At 42.2% G+C, this 16,035-nt stretch carries 15 protein-coding genes, 6 tRNA genes, 1 rRNA gene and 1 pseudogene; 5 read left to right on the top strand and 18 right to left on the bottom strand.

The annotated features are described in order from the left end of the window. Positions 1–96: 96 nt before the first annotated feature. Together HNR41_RS00115 and HNR41_RS00110 are read left to right on the top strand one after the other, a co-directional pair. Positions 97–252, top strand: coding sequence for a hypothetical protein (locus HNR41_RS00115; protein WP_184280568.1), 156 nt, complete (start codon positions 97–99; stop codon positions 250–252). A 71-nt stretch (positions 253–323) separates the two neighbouring features. Beyond that, positions 324–743, top strand: a complete 420-nt coding sequence (locus HNR41_RS00110) for a hypothetical protein (protein WP_184280566.1) — start codon at positions 324–326, stop codon at positions 741–743. Positions 744–791: 48 nt separating this feature from the next. Here HNR41_RS00110 and HNR41_RS00105 read toward each other — a convergent pair whose 3' ends face one another. The 3 genes from HNR41_RS00105 to gcvPA form a co-directional block, all read right to left on the bottom strand. Then, positions 792–1,595, bottom strand: coding sequence for a SurA N-terminal domain-containing protein (locus tag HNR41_RS00105; RefSeq protein WP_184280564.1), 804 nt, complete (start codon positions 1,593–1,595; stop codon positions 792–794). 235 nt (positions 1,596–1,830) lie between these two features. Continuing rightward, positions 1,831–3,297 carry an aminomethyl-transferring glycine dehydrogenase subunit GcvPB gene (gene gcvPB / locus HNR41_RS00100; protein WP_184280563.1) on the bottom strand — a complete coding sequence of 489 codons (1,467 nt, stop codon included), beginning with the start codon at positions 3,295–3,297 and terminating at the stop codon, positions 1,831–1,833. Next, positions 3,290–4,642, bottom strand: a complete 1,353-nt coding sequence (gene gcvPA, locus HNR41_RS00095) for an aminomethyl-transferring glycine dehydrogenase subunit GcvPA (protein WP_184280561.1) — start codon at positions 4,640–4,642, stop codon at positions 3,290–3,292. The genes gcvPB and gcvPA overlap by 8 nt, the downstream gene beginning before the upstream one ends. Before the next feature lie 481 nt (positions 4,643–5,123). Between gcvPA and HNR41_RS00090 the strand changes: the two genes are divergently transcribed. After that, entirely contained in the window at positions 5,124–5,744 is a 621-nt protein-coding gene (locus HNR41_RS00090; RefSeq protein ID WP_184280559.1) for an NAD(P)-dependent oxidoreductase, read from the top strand. Positions 5,745–5,779: 35 nt separating this feature from the next. Here the strand turns inward: HNR41_RS00090 and glmS are convergent, their stop codons facing one another. Both glmS and HNR41_RS00080 read right to left on the bottom strand, forming a co-directional pair. Continuing rightward, entirely contained in the window at positions 5,780–7,582 is a 1,803-nt protein-coding gene (gene glmS / locus HNR41_RS00085; RefSeq protein ID WP_184280557.1) for a glutamine--fructose-6-phosphate transaminase (isomerizing), read from the bottom strand. A gap of 519 nt (positions 7,583–8,101) precedes the next feature. After that, a complete protein-coding gene (locus tag HNR41_RS00080) occupies positions 8,102–8,296 on the bottom strand; it encodes a YwbE family protein (RefSeq protein ID WP_184280555.1) in 195 nt (64 codons plus the stop codon). A 170-nt stretch (positions 8,297–8,466) separates the two neighbouring features. On the opposite strand from HNR41_RS00080, the gene HNR41_RS00075 reads away from it, so the two are divergent. Beyond that, entirely contained in the window at positions 8,467–9,000 is a 534-nt protein-coding gene (locus tag HNR41_RS00075) for a metal-dependent hydrolase (protein ID WP_184280553.1), read from the top strand. Positions 9,001–9,057: 57 nt separating this feature from the next. Here HNR41_RS00075 and HNR41_RS00070 read toward each other — a convergent pair. The 5 genes and pseudogenes from HNR41_RS00070 to HNR41_RS00050 form a co-directional block, all read right to left on the bottom strand. Continuing rightward, positions 9,058–9,546 (bottom strand): annotated as a pseudogene (locus HNR41_RS00070) (MDR/zinc-dependent alcohol dehydrogenase-like family protein); the annotation flags it as partial. An 89-nt stretch (positions 9,547–9,635) separates the two neighbouring features. Further along, a complete protein-coding gene (glmM, locus tag HNR41_RS00065; RefSeq protein ID WP_184280551.1) occupies positions 9,636–10,988 on the bottom strand; it encodes a phosphoglucosamine mutase in 1,353 nt (450 codons plus the stop codon). Between the two features lie 24 nt (positions 10,989–11,012). After that, positions 11,013–11,960: a CdaR family protein gene (locus HNR41_RS00060; protein ID WP_184280549.1), complete on the bottom strand. Its 948-nt coding sequence runs from the start codon at positions 11,958–11,960 to the stop codon at positions 11,013–11,015. Beyond that, entirely contained in the window at positions 11,947–12,768 is an 822-nt protein-coding gene (cdaA, locus tag HNR41_RS00055; protein ID WP_184280547.1) for a diadenylate cyclase CdaA, read from the bottom strand. The genes HNR41_RS00060 and cdaA overlap by 14 nt, the downstream gene beginning before the upstream one ends. 22 nt (positions 12,769–12,790) lie before the next feature. Then, positions 12,791–13,738, bottom strand: a complete 948-nt coding sequence (locus tag HNR41_RS00050) for a helix-turn-helix domain-containing protein (protein WP_184280545.1) — start codon at positions 13,736–13,738, stop codon at positions 12,791–12,793. A 141-nt stretch (positions 13,739–13,879) separates the two neighbouring features. On the opposite strand from HNR41_RS00050, the gene HNR41_RS00045 reads away from it, so the two are divergent. After that, positions 13,880–14,338 (top strand): ArsR/SmtB family transcription factor, encoded by a 459-nt coding sequence (locus HNR41_RS00045; RefSeq protein ID WP_184280543.1) that lies wholly within the window; start codon positions 13,880–13,882, stop codon positions 14,336–14,338. A gap of 11 nt (positions 14,339–14,349) precedes the next feature. Here HNR41_RS00045 and rocF read toward each other — a convergent pair whose 3' ends face one another. From rocF to rrf, 8 genes are all read right to left on the bottom strand, one after another. Beyond that, positions 14,350–15,261, bottom strand: coding sequence for an arginase (gene rocF, locus HNR41_RS00040; RefSeq protein WP_184280541.1), 912 nt, complete (start codon positions 15,259–15,261; stop codon positions 14,350–14,352). A gap of 134 nt (positions 15,262–15,395) precedes the next feature. Then, positions 15,396–15,468 (bottom strand) — tRNA-Lys (locus HNR41_RS00035). A gap of 13 nt (positions 15,469–15,481) precedes the next feature. Further along, a tRNA-Gln gene (locus HNR41_RS00030) sits at positions 15,482–15,553 on the bottom strand. Positions 15,554–15,560: 7 nt separating this feature from the next. After that, positions 15,561–15,644: transfer RNA gene (locus tag HNR41_RS00025), tRNA-Tyr, on the bottom strand. 10 nt (positions 15,645–15,654) lie between these two features. Next, positions 15,655–15,727, bottom strand: a tRNA-Val gene (locus tag HNR41_RS00020). Positions 15,728–15,752: 25 nt separating this feature from the next. Next, a tRNA-Glu gene (locus HNR41_RS00015) sits at positions 15,753–15,827 on the bottom strand. 13 nt (positions 15,828–15,840) lie between these two features. After that, a tRNA-Asn gene (locus HNR41_RS00010) sits at positions 15,841–15,915 on the bottom strand. A gap of 26 nt (positions 15,916–15,941) precedes the next feature. Then, positions 15,942–16,035, bottom strand: a 5S ribosomal RNA gene (gene rrf / locus HNR41_RS00005); the annotation flags it as partial.

Below are 16,035 nucleotides of genomic sequence, written 5' to 3'. Positions count from 1 at the left end.
TCATGGCGAGCAGACCGGCAATCCATTGCTTATTCAAAGGCAATGTTATATATTCGAATCAAATTAACGACTAATCATTTAAAAAGGAGCACACATATGAGCAAATCAACTTCTGTTGTTAAAACCGGTGTCGGATTCGGTACCGTACTTGCTATCACTATTTCATGGAGCGTCAATCAGTCAATTCTCTGGGCAATCATCCACGGAATATTCAGCTGGTTCTACGTTATTTACTACATGCTCGTCAGATAAACCGGCTATTCATGATGAAAAATTCCATTAACCGGGTATATAAAAGGTAAATAACCATATGGAGTGTTTCGATGATCACTTTAATAAAATTAATAATAACAGGTTTCATCTCCGGAGCAATTCTTGCGGCAACAGGAAAAACCATCCGTCTCGTCACAGGAAATAAAGCTGAAATTCTTCTGTATAACATGGATTATATGCCTGTTTTTAAAAGATGGAGCGATAAATGGATTACGGGAATTATCTTTCATTACATGACCTGTATCGTCAGTGCCGCTGCACTATTTTATATGCTCATTCCGTTCGGCTGGGAGCTGAATATATGGCCGTATATTCTCGTTTACACTGCAGGGAGTGCCGGATTATATTTCCTGAGCATGCTTACTGATAAACCGCCCGCTTCAAACAGTTTTTCATCATGGTTTTACTGGACGTTCAGCCACGCGATTTTCGGTTTTGCGGTCGGTGCTTTAATCAAATGGTGGGTATAATAAAAAAAGGCTGATGGAATTTAAATTCCATCAGCCTCTTTTAACGTTTTAAAGATGTACTTTCACATCTGAACTTTCCTTAAGGTCTGCAACTAATGCCTGTGCTGCTTCGCCTTCTTTTTGTGCTACTACCTGTTCTTTAAGCTGAGGCTCTATTTCTTCAAATGAAGGCGGTTCTTCTTCAGTTTCCATCTGCTTCATCTGTTCTATCTGAGCATCGTATACTTCCTGCAGTTCTTCTTTGGAAGGATCAATATCTCCCGCTTCTTCCGCGATCAGTTTATCGATTTTAACCTGCATTTCAACCTGAGACATGACTTCGTCTTTAGGCATATCCTGTTCTTCAAATGCTGCGAACAGATCGTCCTGTGATTCCATCTGGTTCTGCTCTACTAAATCATCAAGTACAGCATTTGTATCTTCTTCAGTCACTTCAAGCTTACGGTTGTCCGCTTCCTGATTTAACAGTTCCTGTGATACAAGTCCGTCCGCCACCTGTTTTTTAAGATCGTCCTGGTTCAGTTCTTCACCTGACATCTGTGACATCATCGCCATCTGCTGGAATTGCATGTTATATGCTTCTTCGAATGCCGGTTTCTCGATTTTAGTATCATTTACTTCCGCAACTACATCAGGTACACCTTCTAAATCAGGCTCGGGTGCTTTTGGCTGTTCTGCTGTTTCGCCTTCTTTTCCTGCAGCTTCTTCACCTTCTGCTGCAGCGCCTGCTTCAGGCTGAGCCTGCTCTTCTGTTTTGTCTGTTTCTTCGGTAGCTGCTTCTTCATCGCCATTACATGCACCGAGAAGCAGTAATGATCCTATTATTGTTACACTTGATAACCATTTCTTCATTTTTGTGACTCTCCTTTGATTACTTACTTGTCCGTCATTCTAACGCAGATTAGCGGCAGAGGCATTTAAAAAGCGGCTCAAAAGAAAATTCTTTTCAAAGTTTATGACTATTTAATGACAATCTATTTCCGATAAAACCCTCACGTCCCTTGCGTATCAGTGTATCTATCAGTTTCAAACATAAAAAAATACAGCAGATACTTAAAGTATCTGCTGCATCATATATTAACTAAAATTACTTCTCTTCTTTGTTCCAGCGGAACACAGGTTTACGTGAAGCTCTTGTTTCGTCTAAACGTTTAACCGGTGTTTTGTGTGGAGCTTCGTGGATGATATCCGGATTATTTTCCGCTTCATCTGCGATTTGAAGCATTGTGTTGATGAAGTGATCAAGCGTTTCTTTAGACTCTGTCTCAGTCGGTTCAATCATAAGTGCTTCTTCTACGATTAACGGGAAGTAAACAGTTGGCGGGTGGATGTCAAAGTCCATCAGACGCTTAGCGATATCTGACGTTCTGACCCCAAGTGCTTTCTGTTTGTTACCAGAGATAACGAATTCGTGTTTACAGTGCTGCGTGAACGGAAGTTCGTATTTCTCCTGTAAGCTTCTCATAATGTAGTTAGCGTTAAGTACTGCAAGCTCACTTGCTTTCTTAAGTCCTTCAGCACCAAGCGTACGGATGTACGTGTATGAACGGACGTTAATTCCAAAGTTACCGTAGAAGTTCTTAACCATACCGATTGAGTTCGGGCGGTCGTAATCCAGGTCGTATACGCCGTCTTTTTCTACTACAACAGGTTTTGGAAGGTATGGAGCAAGCTCATCAGTTACACCAATCGGGCCTGAACCAGGTCCGCCGCCGCCGTGAGGGCCGGTGAATGTTTTGTGCAAGTTAAGGTGAACTGCGTCAAAGCCCATGTCGCCGGGACGTGCGTAACCCATAATAGCGTTAAGGTTTGCACCGTCATAGTACATTTTACCGCCCGCTTCATGGATGATCTCTGACATTTCAAGGATTTGAGTTTCAAATAAACCTAATGTGTTAGGGTTTGTCAGCATTAATGCTGCAGTGTTTTCGTTAACAACTTTCTTAAGGTCTTCAACGTCAACTAAACCTTTATCATTCGATTTAACCTCAACGATTTTGAATCCTGCGATTGCTGCAGATGCCGGGTTAGTACCGTGTGCCGAGTCAGGAACGATAACTTCATTACGGTGTGATTCCCCGTTAGCTTCGTGGAAGGCTTTGAAAATCATAAGTGCAGTCCACTCACCCTGCGAACCTGCTGCAGGCTGTAAAGTGATTTCGTCCATTCCTGTAATTTCTTCAAGATGAACCTGAAGATCGTACATTAACTCTAGTGCACCCTGGATTGTTCTAGTATCCTGGTACGGATGAATGTGGCTGAAGCCCGGTAATCTTACAACGTCTTCGTTAATTACAGGGTTGTATTTCATCGTACATGAGCCAAGTGGATAGAATCCTGTGTGGATACCGAAGTTGCGGTTCGATAATCCAGTGTAGTGACGCATTAATTCCAGTTCATCAACTTCCGGAAGGTTTGCATCTACCTTACGAACGTATGTCTCACCAATTTCTTCTTCTAAATTAACTTCCGGAACATCAAGTGCAGGAAGGTTGTAACCCACTCTGCCTTCTTTACTGCGTTCAAAAATTAATGGAAAGTTTTCATTAGCCATTGTTGATATCCCCCAATTCTTTAACAAATGCATCGATTTCTTCTTTCGAACGGATTTCTGTCGTTGCAATCAGCATGTGGTTTTCGAACTCAGGGTAAATGATACCAAGGTCAAATCCGCCGACAATTCCTTTTTCAAATAGTTTTTCGTTAACTTCTTTAACAGGTTTAGAAAGTTTAACTGCGAATTCGTTGAAGAATGATCCTTTGAATGCCGCTTCTAAACCAGCTTTTTCAAGCTGTTTCTGTGTATATCTTGCTTTTTGCATGTTCAGTTTAGACATATCTTTAACACCGTTCTTACCAAGTGCACTCATTGCAGCTGAACTTGCTACTGCGTTTAATGCCTGGTTTGAAGTGATGTTTGATGTCGCTTTTTCACGTCTGATGTGCTGCTCTCTCGTCTGAAGTGCAAGCACGAATCCGCGCTGGCCATCCTGGTCAACAGTTTCACCCACGAAACGTCCAGGTACTTTACGCATTAATTTGTCAGTTGTTGCGAAGTAACCACAGTGCGGTCCGCCAAGCTGTGCAGGGATACCGAATACCTGTGTATCACCAACAACGATGTCTGCACCAAATTCTGAAGGCGGTGTTAAATAACCTAATGATAACGGGTTACTTGAAACGATCATCATTGTTTTAGGCTGTGCTTTAATTAATTTATTAATTTCTTCAAGTGGTTCGATCTGACCCAGGAAGTTAGGGTACTGAACGATTACTGAAGCAGTATTTTCATCAATTTCTTTTTCAAGCTGCTCTAAGTCAGTCTTCCCGTCAGTTAAACCGATTTCAACAATCTCAAGGCCTTTACCTTTAGATGCAGTTTTAACTAATTGACGGTACTCAGGGTGCAATGCTTCAGATACTAAGATTTTTGTCTTCTTAGTTTGAACGTTACTTAAGTACATTGCTTCTACAACAGCAGTTCCGCCGTCATATAATGAAGAGTTTACGATAGGCATACCAGTAATTTCAGAAACCATCGTCTGGAACTCAAACATAGCTTGCAGTTCACCTTGTGTCATTTCCGGCTGGTAAGGCGTGTAAGAAGTGTAAAATTCTTGTCTTGAAATAACGTGGTCAACTACTGAAGGGATAAAGTGATCGTATACCCCGGCACCTAAAAATGAACTGTACTCCTGCAAGTTGGCATTTTTAGCAGCCATTGCAACCATTTCTTTTTTAAGCTCGTACTCGCTAGTTGGTTCTTTCAGATTTAATTTTCTGTCCAGTCTTACTTTTTCAGGAATATCTTGAAAAAGCTCGTCTGTGGATTTTGCACCGATCTTTTCTAACATCTGTGTTTTATCAGCTTCTGTAGCTGGTAAATAACGAAAATCCATTACAATTTCCTCCCTGTTCTTCACATTTATAATATAATAATTAAGTATTATTATTTTATTTCCACACTCTATACTACCATATCGAACTAAATAAATAATCAATTCAGCAGCAGAGCGAATATGGGAAAACACTGAATTTATACAGCGCTTTCAGAAATAAGATGTTATTATCTGATATTTCTCCATACAATGTTTATTATAGTGTTAATTTGGGTATATTGCCAGTCGGATCTACTATAAAGCGGTTTCTTTTGTGCAAAAGTTATAGTGTGAATACATGAAGATAAGGAAAAGTGATGTCTGAATATAAGGATGTCCCGGCTGTTGGTGCAGTACACTGCTCACACCGTTGCCTGATAATGATTTAATGGATACACTGATTATACAAGCTGCACCTGTAGATGTTCCCGTATGAGAAACAAATCAGGACGGTCAGTTTGCATAATTAGTTTTGGATGGAAAGTAAGAGAGGGTTATATAAATGAATATTTTACTATTAGGTATGACAGGCAGAACCGGCAGTGAAATTGCCAAACTTGCACTGGAAGATAAACACCAGGTGACAGCACTTGTGCGGACACCTGAAAAAATAACTGTTAACGATGAAAATCTGTCTATTATAAAAGGTAACGTTACCGTTAAAGTAGATATTGAACGTGCCGTGAAAAATGCAGATGTCGTCATCAGCGCATTAAATACAGACGGCGGTGCTGCACTGACACAGAGCATGCCGCTGATTATCGATGCGATGAACGCTGAAGGTATTAAGCGCATTGTCACAATCGGTACTGCTGGAATACTGCAAAGCAGAGTTGAATCTGACGTGCTGCGCTATCAGTCCAGCGAGTCAAAACGCAAACTGACACGCGCAGCTGAGGAGCACCATAAAACATATCTGATGCTCGAAGAATCTGAGCTCGACTGGACAGTCGTCTGTCCGACTTACTTGCCGGACGGTGAAGCAGTCGGCAAATGCCGTGAAGAACGTGACTTCCTGCCAGAAGGCGGCAAGAAGATTACAGTTGGAGACACTGCAGTGTTTGTGTATAAGCAGCTTGAAAGTGATGAGTATATTAAGTCGCGGGTTGGGATAGCGTATTAGATAAAAAAGAGACCGCAGCTGCGGTCTCTTTTTTATTATTCCACCGTAACTGACTTCGCCAGGTTACGCGGTTTATCTACATCGTTGCCTCTGTGCAGTGCTGCATAGTAAGAAATCAGCTGATATACAACAACTGATACTAACGGCGTCAGCATTTCATCAACTTTTGGAATGACATACGCGTCGCCTTCCTGCTCAAGTCCTTCCATTGCCACAACACAAACATTCGCACCTCTGGCTTGAACTTCCTGCGCATTGCTCCGGATATTTAAATCGACTTTCGCCTGAGTCGACAGTGCAAATACCGGCGTGCCGTCTTCAATTAAAGCAATCGTTCCATGCTTCAGTTCACCGCCTGCGAATCCTTCTGCCTGTATATAAGAAATTTCTTTCAGCTTCAACGCTCCTTCAAGACCAACGTAGTAATCCATTGCTCTGCCGATAAAGAATGCGTTCCTCGCAGTTTCAAGATAGTTTTTAACGATGTTTTCAATTTTGTCAGCGTCTTCGATAACAGCTGTAATAGCTGTCGTAACTTTAGCCAATTCGGACATTAAGTCCATATCCGATACTTTGTTTAATTCTCTGGCCGTCACTGCAGCTGTGATTGCCAGTACTGCAATCTGTGCAACATAGGCTTTCGTCGATGCTACAGCAATTTCCGGTCCTGCGTGAAGGATGAGTGTTTCATCCGCTTCCCGGGATAATGTTGATCCCGGAACGTTGGTAATCGTTAATGACTTATAGCCTTTTTTCTTAATATCAACAAGGACCGCACGGCTGTCCGCTGTTTCTCCTGACTGTGAGATAAAGATGAATAACGGCTTCTTCGATAATAAAGGCGTGTTATACACAAATTCCGATGCCACATGTACTTCTGTCGGCACTCCCGCCCATTTCTCAAAATACTCTTTACCTATCAGTCCCGCATGATAGCTCGTACCTGCTGCGATAATATACAATCTGTCCGCATCATTCAGCTGGCTGATGATGTTTTTATCAATTTTAAGCTCACCGTAGTCGTCCTGATATTCTTTTATAATTTTACGCATTACCTGCGGCTGCTCATTGATTTCCTTAATCATGTAATGCGGATGAGTGCCAAGCTCCGTATCGCTCGCATCTATTTCCGCAGTATAAGACTCACGTTCAATTTCCATACCTTCGATATCTCTGATAATCAGCTTGTTCTCCATCATCTGAATCACTTCACCGTCCATTAATTCAACGAACTCATTCGTTAAGTTCAACATCGCCATCGCATCGGATGTGATGACGTTGAATCCGTCCCCTTTTCCAAGCAGCAGCGGTGATTTATTTTTCGCTGCGTAAATCGTATGACTATCTTCATTATCCAGCAGACCGATTGCATAGGAACCGTGGAGCAATGATAATGTCTTTTGAAATGCCTCAAGCGTTGATGACCCTTCTGCTGCGAACTTTGCAACCAGCTGTACAATAATCTCAGTGTCCGTATCCGACACAAGCTCTTTATCATTTAAATACTCTTCTCTTAACTGCTTGTAGTTCTCGATAACACCGTTGTGTACAAGCGTAAATCTTTCATCTGCGCTCTGATGCGGATGCGAATTCGTAACACTCGGTTCCCCGTGCGTTGCCCAGCGTGTATGGCCGATGCCGATTGTCCCTTTGAAATTTTCATCCACCCGCTTACGCAGGTCGGCAATTCTGCCTTTTTCTTTAAATACTTTCGTCTGTGAGTCGCTCTTTACCGCGATACCCGCTGAATCATAGCCGCGGTATTCCAGCTTTTCAAGCCCCTTTAATAATATTTCCTTCGTATCTGATGATCCAATATAACCAACAATTCCACACATAAGATAAACTCCTTCTTCAGGTTTAAGTTTTGTGGGGCATCTGCTTTGTCAGTCCGGTTGCCCGGAAATTTTAACAGATACACTTACGAATACTTCAGTATCCGGGACAGCATCCGCCGAATTTTCGATCGCTGTCCTCCTCGTCAGCAGTACCGCTGTACTGCTCAGGCGCTATTCCGATTAAATTTACAAACTGCCCTCCTTTTTCTTCAGAATAAAAGTGTAATTTATTTTTTTCTGCATTACAAGATTTTTTTACCTTTTAATGGAAAAAGTTTTGCCTGATATATATTTGAGTGACAATGTCGTTTCTACAGTGTCAGTTAAAGTGATTTGAGTGACAATGTCATTTCCACAGTGTCAGTCAAAGTGATTTGAATGACAATGCCATTTCCACAGTGTCAGACAAAGCATCCCGAGAGACAGTATTTTCCCCATCTCCGCCCGGCAACACGATAAATTCTTCACAAAACAAAAAAACAGGAACGATATCTCTATCGTTCCTGCCCACATAATATCCTATTCAATTATTTCTTTTACTCTGCCGACTGTAGCGTCGTCCAGCTTCACTTTAATACCGTGATGATGATTTGCTGAGTTTGTCAGTATTCTTGCGACAACGCCTTCTGTGAGTTCGCCACTTCTCTGATGCTGTTTCTGCACAACTTTCACCGTGCTGCCGATTTTAATATCCGCTCTTTTTGTCCCGTCCATAATAATTCTCCTCACACATTCTCATTAGTATATTCATAATAACATTTCTGCAAAACTTTTATCGAAATCAGTCTCAAATCCTCTACTTAACATTGATCAATATTTGTTCATTAAAAGTTATATTTATGTCTAAAAAGTGTTATAATATACAGGTCAGAGGAGGTCACATCATGAAAGGTAAAACACATATCATCGGTGGTGTCGCATCCAGTCTGGCAGTCGCTCATTTTACATACGCTGATCCGGTTTTATTAATCGGCGCCGGTATTGCGGGTTCGTTAATTCCCGATATTTGCCACGGCGGCAGCAAGATTGGTAAGACGTTTCCGGTGCTTTCGAAATTAATTAATTTCGTTTTCGGTCACCGTTCTTTTACACACAGCCTGCTGTTTATCGTACTGATTGCTTTTCTTGTCGACTACTTCTTTCCTAATGACGCGTTAAAACTCGGTCTGATTACAGGCATGGTCAGTCATTACATATTAGATATGGCGACTAAAAGCGGCATTCAGTTATTTTTCCCGATCAGTTTTAAAGTGAGATTTCCAATCACTACACGAACGGGGAGTTTTGCTGAGAACATTATTTTCAGCCTGCTGTGTCTCGTTTCTTTATATTTTGGATTTCAGGTTTTAGGTGTATACATATTTAATTTTATTAACGATTTCAATATGGGAGAGCTTTTGGCGAAACCCGTCTATTAGAATCACACATAAAAAGCGAAGCCGCATTCCGGCTTCGCTTTTCTGATATTATGAGTTTTATTTCAGCATACCGTGCGGGTCTATAACAAATTTCTTGGCAACACCGCTGTCAAAGTCTTTATATCCCCCCGGTGCTTCATCCAGGCTGATGACTGTTGCATTTACTGCTTTTGCGATTTGTGCCTGTCCTGAGAGAATTGATTTCATTAAATCTCTATTATATTTCATGGCCGGTGTCTGTCCGGTATTAAATGTATGTGCCTTAGCCCAGCCTTGTCCAAATCTTACCTTCAGCGATCCTGTCTGTGCATCTTTATCAGATGCACCCGGGTCTTCCGTTACGTATAAGCCGGGTATACCCAATCCGCCGCCGGCCTGAGTAATATCCATAATCGCATTCAGTACCTGCGCCGGTTTTTCTCCCGCATCTTCCCCGTGTCCGGATGCTTCAAATCCAACTGCATCAATCGAGCAGTCTACTTCCGGCACACCGAGTATTTGCTCTATCTGTTCTCCGAGACGATCATGTTTCGATAGATTAATAGTATATTGTGCGGAATTTTCAGTCAATAAAAGCTATTTACAATACCAAAAAAGTGCTGCTCCATGATTTCAGGAACAGCACTTTTTTAATTCTATTTGTCGAGACCCATTTCAGCTTCTACTACTTCTGCAATTTCCGCACTGTAGCTCGCTGCGAGTTCTTCAGTTTCAGCTTCCACCATTACACGTACAAGCGGTTCTGTACCCGATGCACGTACGAGAATACGTCCGTTACCGGCCATACGCTCTTCTACATCGTTCATAATTGCTTTGACCGCTTCGTTGTTCGTAACGTTGTGCTTATCGCTTACACGCACGTTTACAAGCTCCTGAGGGAACGTCTCAACCATCGCTGCAAGTTCACTCATTTTCTTGCCTGATTCTTTAACGATAGCCGCTAAATGAATACCTGTTAACAGACCGTCACCAGTTGTGTTGTAGTCCATCATAACGATATGTCCTGACTGTTCGCCGCCTAATGAATACCCGCCTTTACGCATTTCAGCAACAACGTATCTGTCACCCACTTTAGTCTTATCTGATTTCATGCCGTGTGCTTCCACCGCTTTATAGAAACCGAGGTTACTCATTACTGTAGATACAACTGTATCGTCTTTCAGTTCGCCTTTTTCTTTTAATGCATGCGCAAGGATAAACATGATTTTGTCTCCGTCGACAATCTCACCTTTTTCATCCACTGCAATGATTCTGTCCCCGTCTCCGTCAAATGCCAGGCCGAAGTCGCATTTCTCTTCTTTAACGAGTTCCTGAAGTTTTTCAGGGTGTGTTGAACCAACACCTGCATTAATGTTCGTGCCGTCCGGGCTGCATCCGACTGTAGCCGTATCTGCTTCCAGATCACCAAACAGATAAGGTCCTAAGTGATACGTTGAACCATGTGCACCGTCAAGGCCGATTTTAAGTCCTTCAAAGTCAGTATCAATTGTTGATTTTAAGTAGCTTAAGTACTTCTGTCCGCCTTCAAAATAATCCGAAATTGTACCGACTTCAACGCCTGTCGGTCTTGGAAGATTATCTTCTTCGCTGTCTATCAGTGCTTCGATTTCCGCTTCTTGATCATCTGTAAGTTTAAAGCCGTCCGGACCGAAGAATTTAATACCGTTATCTTCAACCGGGTTATGCGACGCAGAGATCATTATTCCGGCATCTGCTTCCATCTCTTTAGTCAGGTAAGCAACACCAGGTGTAGAAATCACACCTAAACGCATTACTTCAGCACCGATTGATAATAGCCCTGCAATAAGTGCAGATTCAAGCATTTCTCCGGAAATACGTGTATCTCTTCCAACTAAAACGCGCGGATGCTCCGAGCCTTTATTAAGCAGTGTGTATCCGCCGAAACGTCCTAATTTAAACGCCATTTCAGGTGTTAATCCTTCGTTTGCAATACCTCTAACTCCATCTGTACCAAAATACTTTCCCATAGTAATCTCCTTTTTAAGCAGCAATTATTCGTCTTTTTCTATCGTAACATCTGCTTCCAATACAGCAGGTTCACTTTTCGTTACATTTTCAGGTAATTCCAGCCGGACATCTTTCGTGCCCGATGTTGACATGCCATCGATATCCACTTCCGCTGTTACAGAAGAAATAGACTCCAATGTCTGGCTGTTACCATATATTTCAATTGTATCATGATTTAATTCCACTTCCGACAATGTTCTGTCATCTGCAACCTGGCCGGTTGTTACGAGGTTAACCGGAACTTCCTTACTCAGTTCTTCAACCTGGATTTCAATTCTCACTGTCGATGGTTCAATCGTTACATCCAGTTTATTATACTGCGCATCAAATGCACTGACTTCAGCTTCTTCCACACGTTCATCCATAATACTGGAAGTGTCGGACATCATTGCCCGGACGTACTGTATACGGTTCATCGTACTTTCTCCGCCTCTGACAGTTACTGTCGACGGTTCAACGTTGACTGAATCAAGCTCGTAGCTTGAGCCGACGCGTCCCTCGCTGACTTCAGCCTGGACTTCAAACGTCTGCGCTACAAGATTCTGTATCGTTACATTGGCTGTTTCCGGCTGTACAGTTCCCGACACATTGTCAGGCATTCCGTTAACTGTGAAAAACACTTCATGTTCACCGGGTTCACGGTTTCTAAGATCTAAAATCACTTCAAAATTACGTGTTGCCTGCAGTCGTTTGATGTTCGAGTTTGCACCTCCGAGTTCAACAGTAACTTCCGGCGGTACACCTGAGACATAATACGACTCTTCATCATAAAGTACCTCTACTGGCACTCCTTCGATAAATTCAGTATCATTTTCTGTTTCACTGTCGTCGCTGAACAGGTTCATATCTTCAAAGACATTGTTTGCGTTAACAAACATAAACAGCGCAAGAAGCAGTGCAACTATGCTGAGGCCCCATTTATTTTCGAGCAAACAAACCGCCTCCTTCCTTGCCGCCGGCAGTTACCATCCAGTGTTTCTGGAGAAGCTCTGTCAGTTTTTCCAGAGTGATTTCCTTGGACAGTTTGCTGTCGTATGTAACTGACACATTACCTGTTTCTTCCGAGACAATTATCGTAAATGCATCGGTCACTTCTGAAATACCGACAGCGGCTCTGTGCCGTGTACCGAGGTCTTTGGCAATTTTATTGCTTTCCGACAGCGGCAAATAGCTTCCGGCTGTCGCAATTTTATCGCCCTGAATAATCATTGCACCGTCATGCAGCGGTGTATTCGGAATGAATATATTAATTAACAGCTGCGACGTAATTTCGGCGTTTAATGGTACACCCGTCTCAATATAGTCCTTCAGGCCGGTTTCTTTCTCGAGCACAATCAACGCGCCGATACGGCGCTTCGCCATATAGCGGACAGCGGTGACCATATCCTGCCGCATCTTCTCATGCTCCGAAGCATCGCTCGCAGTGCTGCTCCTGAAGAGGCTGCCGCGTCCGAGCTGTTCAAGCGCACGTCTTAATTCCGGCTGGAATATAACGATGACGGCGAGGAAACCCCATTGGAGCACCATATCGAACAATTGTGTTGTCGTTGTTAAATCTAAAAAATTACTTAATGCCCGTCCAATAATTATGAAAAATATCCCTTTGATTAACTGTACAGCTTTCGTCCCTTTAATGACCGTCAATATCAGATAAAAAACGTACCATATAATCAGGATGTCGATAATGCTGGTTATTACAAAAGATGTAGAGATATTATCAAAAAAGTTGGCTGTTTCCATAATGATTTTCCTTTCTATTATGTTATAAGCCACCTAATCTCCCGGTAAGTTCTTTATACAGACCACTTATTTGCGGTATACTGGAAATTTCCTTATCGGGCGCTGGTATCGCTTTTAATAACTGATCAGCCTCTTTAACTTTGTCCAGCTGCCACAGACTGTATGCACGCATAATACCGGCATCTGTTTCACTGCTGTCTCCTGCGAGCTCCAGTGCATCTTTATACTTGCCAAGTTTAACGAGGGTCAGCATTTCATACTTCTTAAGTTTTTCTTCTTTATAAGTAATATTCAGTCTGGATGAAATCTGTTTAATATCTGTTGTCAGTCTGTATGCAGTATAATACTGTTTAAATATAATATAACATTTTACAAGTGCAAACCGTAACTTAATATCAGAAATATTCAGTTCACCAAACTTGGTCGTCAGATAAACCGTCTCTTCAAGTATGTCTATCGCCGCGTCCGTTTCGCCATCTTCAGCAAGCAGCTCCGATTTTAACAGCACAGCGTTCACATAGTGCTGATTGACAGCAATAGTAGACAGCTTTTGCAGTGCTTTATCAGTATGCAGTTTCGTTCGTTTTAAATCCCCTTTAAATTTAAAATAACGAGCATAGATTAAATGTATTCTCCCGCTGTCCGGCAGCGGTACATCTTCAATCTGTTCATACTCTTTGTCGATAAAATGTTTCACAATCTCGTAATCTTCATTATCCACTTTAAGTTCGTAGTGTCCGATTTCACGCAGAATTTCAAAATTGTTATATTTAAAATGTGAAACTTCCGCCATGAAATCATTTACCGTGCAGTTCAGCCGTTTACTCAGTTTAACTAATACGTTAGTGGACGGCTGCACCGTACCTTTTTCAATTAAACTTAAATAAGTTCGGGAGATGATCCCGTCAGCAAGTTCTTCCTGGGTTAAATTGTTATTATTGCGTATTTCTTTAATTCTTTGACCTATCATACTCATCCCCCTAAGTACTTAACATTTTAATAATACCAAATTCACAATTGTGTAACAAATATTCTCATTTATTAAAACAGTTTAATTGACTGTATTTACACTTTACATGATAATTAAAGAAAAAGTATGTGGAGGATATTAATGGAAAAATTGCTCATCATTAATGAGTTGGATCAGCTTAAGTCAATCAGCGACCCATTTAGACTGCAGTTGCTCGGCATGATGGCGGACGAACCGAAAACCGGTCAGATGCTTGCCGACGAACTCGAACTGCCGAGAGCTAAAATACATTACCATTTAAATCAACTGCTGGCCCATAACATTATTACTCTGTCGCACACCGTTGAAAAAAGCAGTATTATTCAGAAATTTTACCGTCCTGCAGCAGAAGCAATCGTGCCTTCCATCAATATTTTTAATTTCAATAAACAGACCGGTGCTGAACCATATGCCGCCTATACTATTTCTCCGGACGATAAAGAACTCGAGATTCTCGATTCCCAATTAACCGGGCTCGAGAACGGAAAAAAGGTAAAAAAAGAAACAGCTACTGCTGATGAGTATGCTGTTTACGTGTTGAAGACTATGAGAGAAGCCTGAAGCTTCTCTTTTTATATCTGGCTCTGTCCGAATATGTACTCTGAAATTACCACTGCTTTTTCTGCAGTTTCATTACAGTTATCAATGAGTGGATTCACTTCAACCAGATCTGCTGATACAAGCAGTTCCGTCTTACTCAGTATGTTTAAACCGAGCAGCATTTCCGACAGGAAAATGCCGCCGTCAACTTTCGTTCCCGTCCCTTTAATTTCGAGAGGATCGAGGCTGTCCACATCCAGTGATAAATGAATACCGTCGCAATCCTGTAAGTGCTTCAGTGCTTTTGTAATAACAACATCGAGACCAAGTCTCCGGACATCGCTCATCGTATAGCATTTAATTCCATGTTCTTTAATATAAGCTTTTTCACCTGTATCTAAATCCCGTACACCAATCAGTACAATATTCTCATGTTTAAGTTTTGCTCCTTCATGATGAATATCAACAAGCGATCTGCTTCCTTCCCCGAGGAGCACACCGAGCGGCATACCGTGTATGTTTCCTGTAGGTGATGTATCACTGTTGTTAATATCACCGTGAGCATCTATCCACAATACACCGAGATTGTTATATTTCTTAGTTACACCGCTTACTGAACCGATTGACAGGCTATGATCGCCGCCAACGATAAATGGAAAACGGTTATTGTCCAATGAACCTTCAACAGAGGCGGCAAGTGCTTCACTGAAGTCTTTAACCTGATTGAAGTTCATAAGTCCTTCTTCGTTTCTTTCACTGTGATTACCGTACTCTGCACGGTACTTTCCGTATACATTCCCCTTGTCAGCCACGTCGTGGCCAAGCTGTGATAAATGTTCTTTCAAACCACAAAGACGCACCGCATCCGGTCCCAAAGATACCCCTAACTTTGGTTGTCCAAATGCTGTAGGCGCGCCTATGATGTCTATTTTAACCACTGACATCCCCCCACCAAACTATTCCTTTGTCTAGTTACAATATACTAAAGAAAGCGCTTTTATACAACCCTTTATAAATATTAATTTCCAGATATTTTATGCATAAAAAAACACCTGCTAAAATAGCAGGTGTTTCGTGATGAGCCATGCAGGATTCGAACCTGCGACCCTCTGATTAAAAGTCAGATGCTCTACCAACTGAGCTAATGGCTCTAAATATATTAAACTGGGCTGGAAGGATTCGAACCTTCGCGTCACGAGACCAAAACCCGTTGCCTTACCGCTTGGCTACAGCCCAAAATCTATGGTGGAAGGGGGCAGATTCGAACTGCCGAACCCGAAGGAGCGGATTTACAGTCCGCCGCGTTTAGCCACTTCGCTACCCTTCCAGACAAAAAATGGAGAATGACGGGCTCGAACCGCCGACCCTCTGCTTGTAAGGCAGATGCTCTCCCAGCTGAGCTAATTCTCCATATTGAACTATATAATTAAAAAAATGGTGACCCGTACGGGACTCGAACCCGTGTTACCGCCGTGAAAGGGCGGTGTCTTAACCGCTTGACCAACGGGCCAGACACAAAAAAATGGCTCCACAGGTAGGACTCGAACCTACGACCGATCGGTTAACAGCCGATAGCTCTACCACTGAGCTACTGTGGATTAATCAATTAATTATAAAAATATTAGCCTGGCAGCGTCCTACTCTTGCGGGACGTCAGTCCAACTACCATCGGCGCTGGAGAGCTTAACTGCTGTGTTCGACATGGGAACAGGTGTGGC

The organism is Jeotgalicoccus coquinae, assembly GCF_014207425.1.
GTDB lineage: Bacteria > Bacillota > Bacilli > Staphylococcales > Salinicoccaceae > Jeotgalicoccus > Jeotgalicoccus coquinae.
The sequence above is the reverse complement of the archived record's forward strand: the minus strand, read 5'-3'. Positions and strand labels throughout refer to the sequence as shown.

Coding starts and splice junctions, on each gene's coding strand:
- HNR41_RS00115 (WP_184280568.1), top strand. CDS start 97: ATGAGCAAATCAACTTCTGTTGTTAAAACCGGTGTCGGATTCGGTACC.
- HNR41_RS00110 (WP_184280566.1), top strand. CDS start 324: ATGATCACTTTAATAAAATTAATAATAACAGGTTTCATCTCCGGAGCA.
- HNR41_RS00105 (WP_184280564.1), bottom strand. CDS start 1,595: ATGAAGAAATGGTTATCAAGTGTAACAATAATAGGATCATTACTGCTT.
- gcvPB (WP_184280563.1), bottom strand. CDS start 3,297: ATGGCTAATGAAAACTTTCCATTAATTTTTGAACGCAGTAAAGAAGGC.
- gcvPA (WP_184280561.1), bottom strand. CDS start 4,642: ATGGATTTTCGTTATTTACCAGCTACAGAAGCTGATAAAACACAGATG.
- HNR41_RS00090 (WP_184280559.1), top strand. CDS start 5,124: ATGAATATTTTACTATTAGGTATGACAGGCAGAACCGGCAGTGAAATT.
- glmS (WP_184280557.1), bottom strand. CDS start 7,582: ATGTGTGGAATTGTTGGTTATATTGGATCATCAGATACGAAGGAAATA.
- HNR41_RS00080 (WP_184280555.1), bottom strand. CDS start 8,296: ATGGACGGGACAAAAAGAGCGGATATTAAAATCGGCAGCACGGTGAAA.
- HNR41_RS00075 (WP_184280553.1), top strand. CDS start 8,467: ATGAAAGGTAAAACACATATCATCGGTGGTGTCGCATCCAGTCTGGCA.
- glmM (WP_184280551.1), bottom strand. CDS start 10,988: ATGGGAAAGTATTTTGGTACAGATGGAGTTAGAGGTATTGCAAACGAA.
- cdaA (WP_184280547.1), bottom strand. CDS start 12,768: ATGGAAACAGCCAACTTTTTTGATAATATCTCTACATCTTTTGTAATA.
- HNR41_RS00050 (WP_184280545.1), bottom strand. CDS start 13,738: ATGATAGGTCAAAGAATTAAAGAAATACGCAATAATAACAATTTAACC.
- HNR41_RS00045 (WP_184280543.1), top strand. CDS start 13,880: ATGGAAAAATTGCTCATCATTAATGAGTTGGATCAGCTTAAGTCAATC.
- rocF (WP_184280541.1), bottom strand. CDS start 15,261: ATGTCAGTGGTTAAAATAGACATCATAGGCGCGCCTACAGCATTTGGA.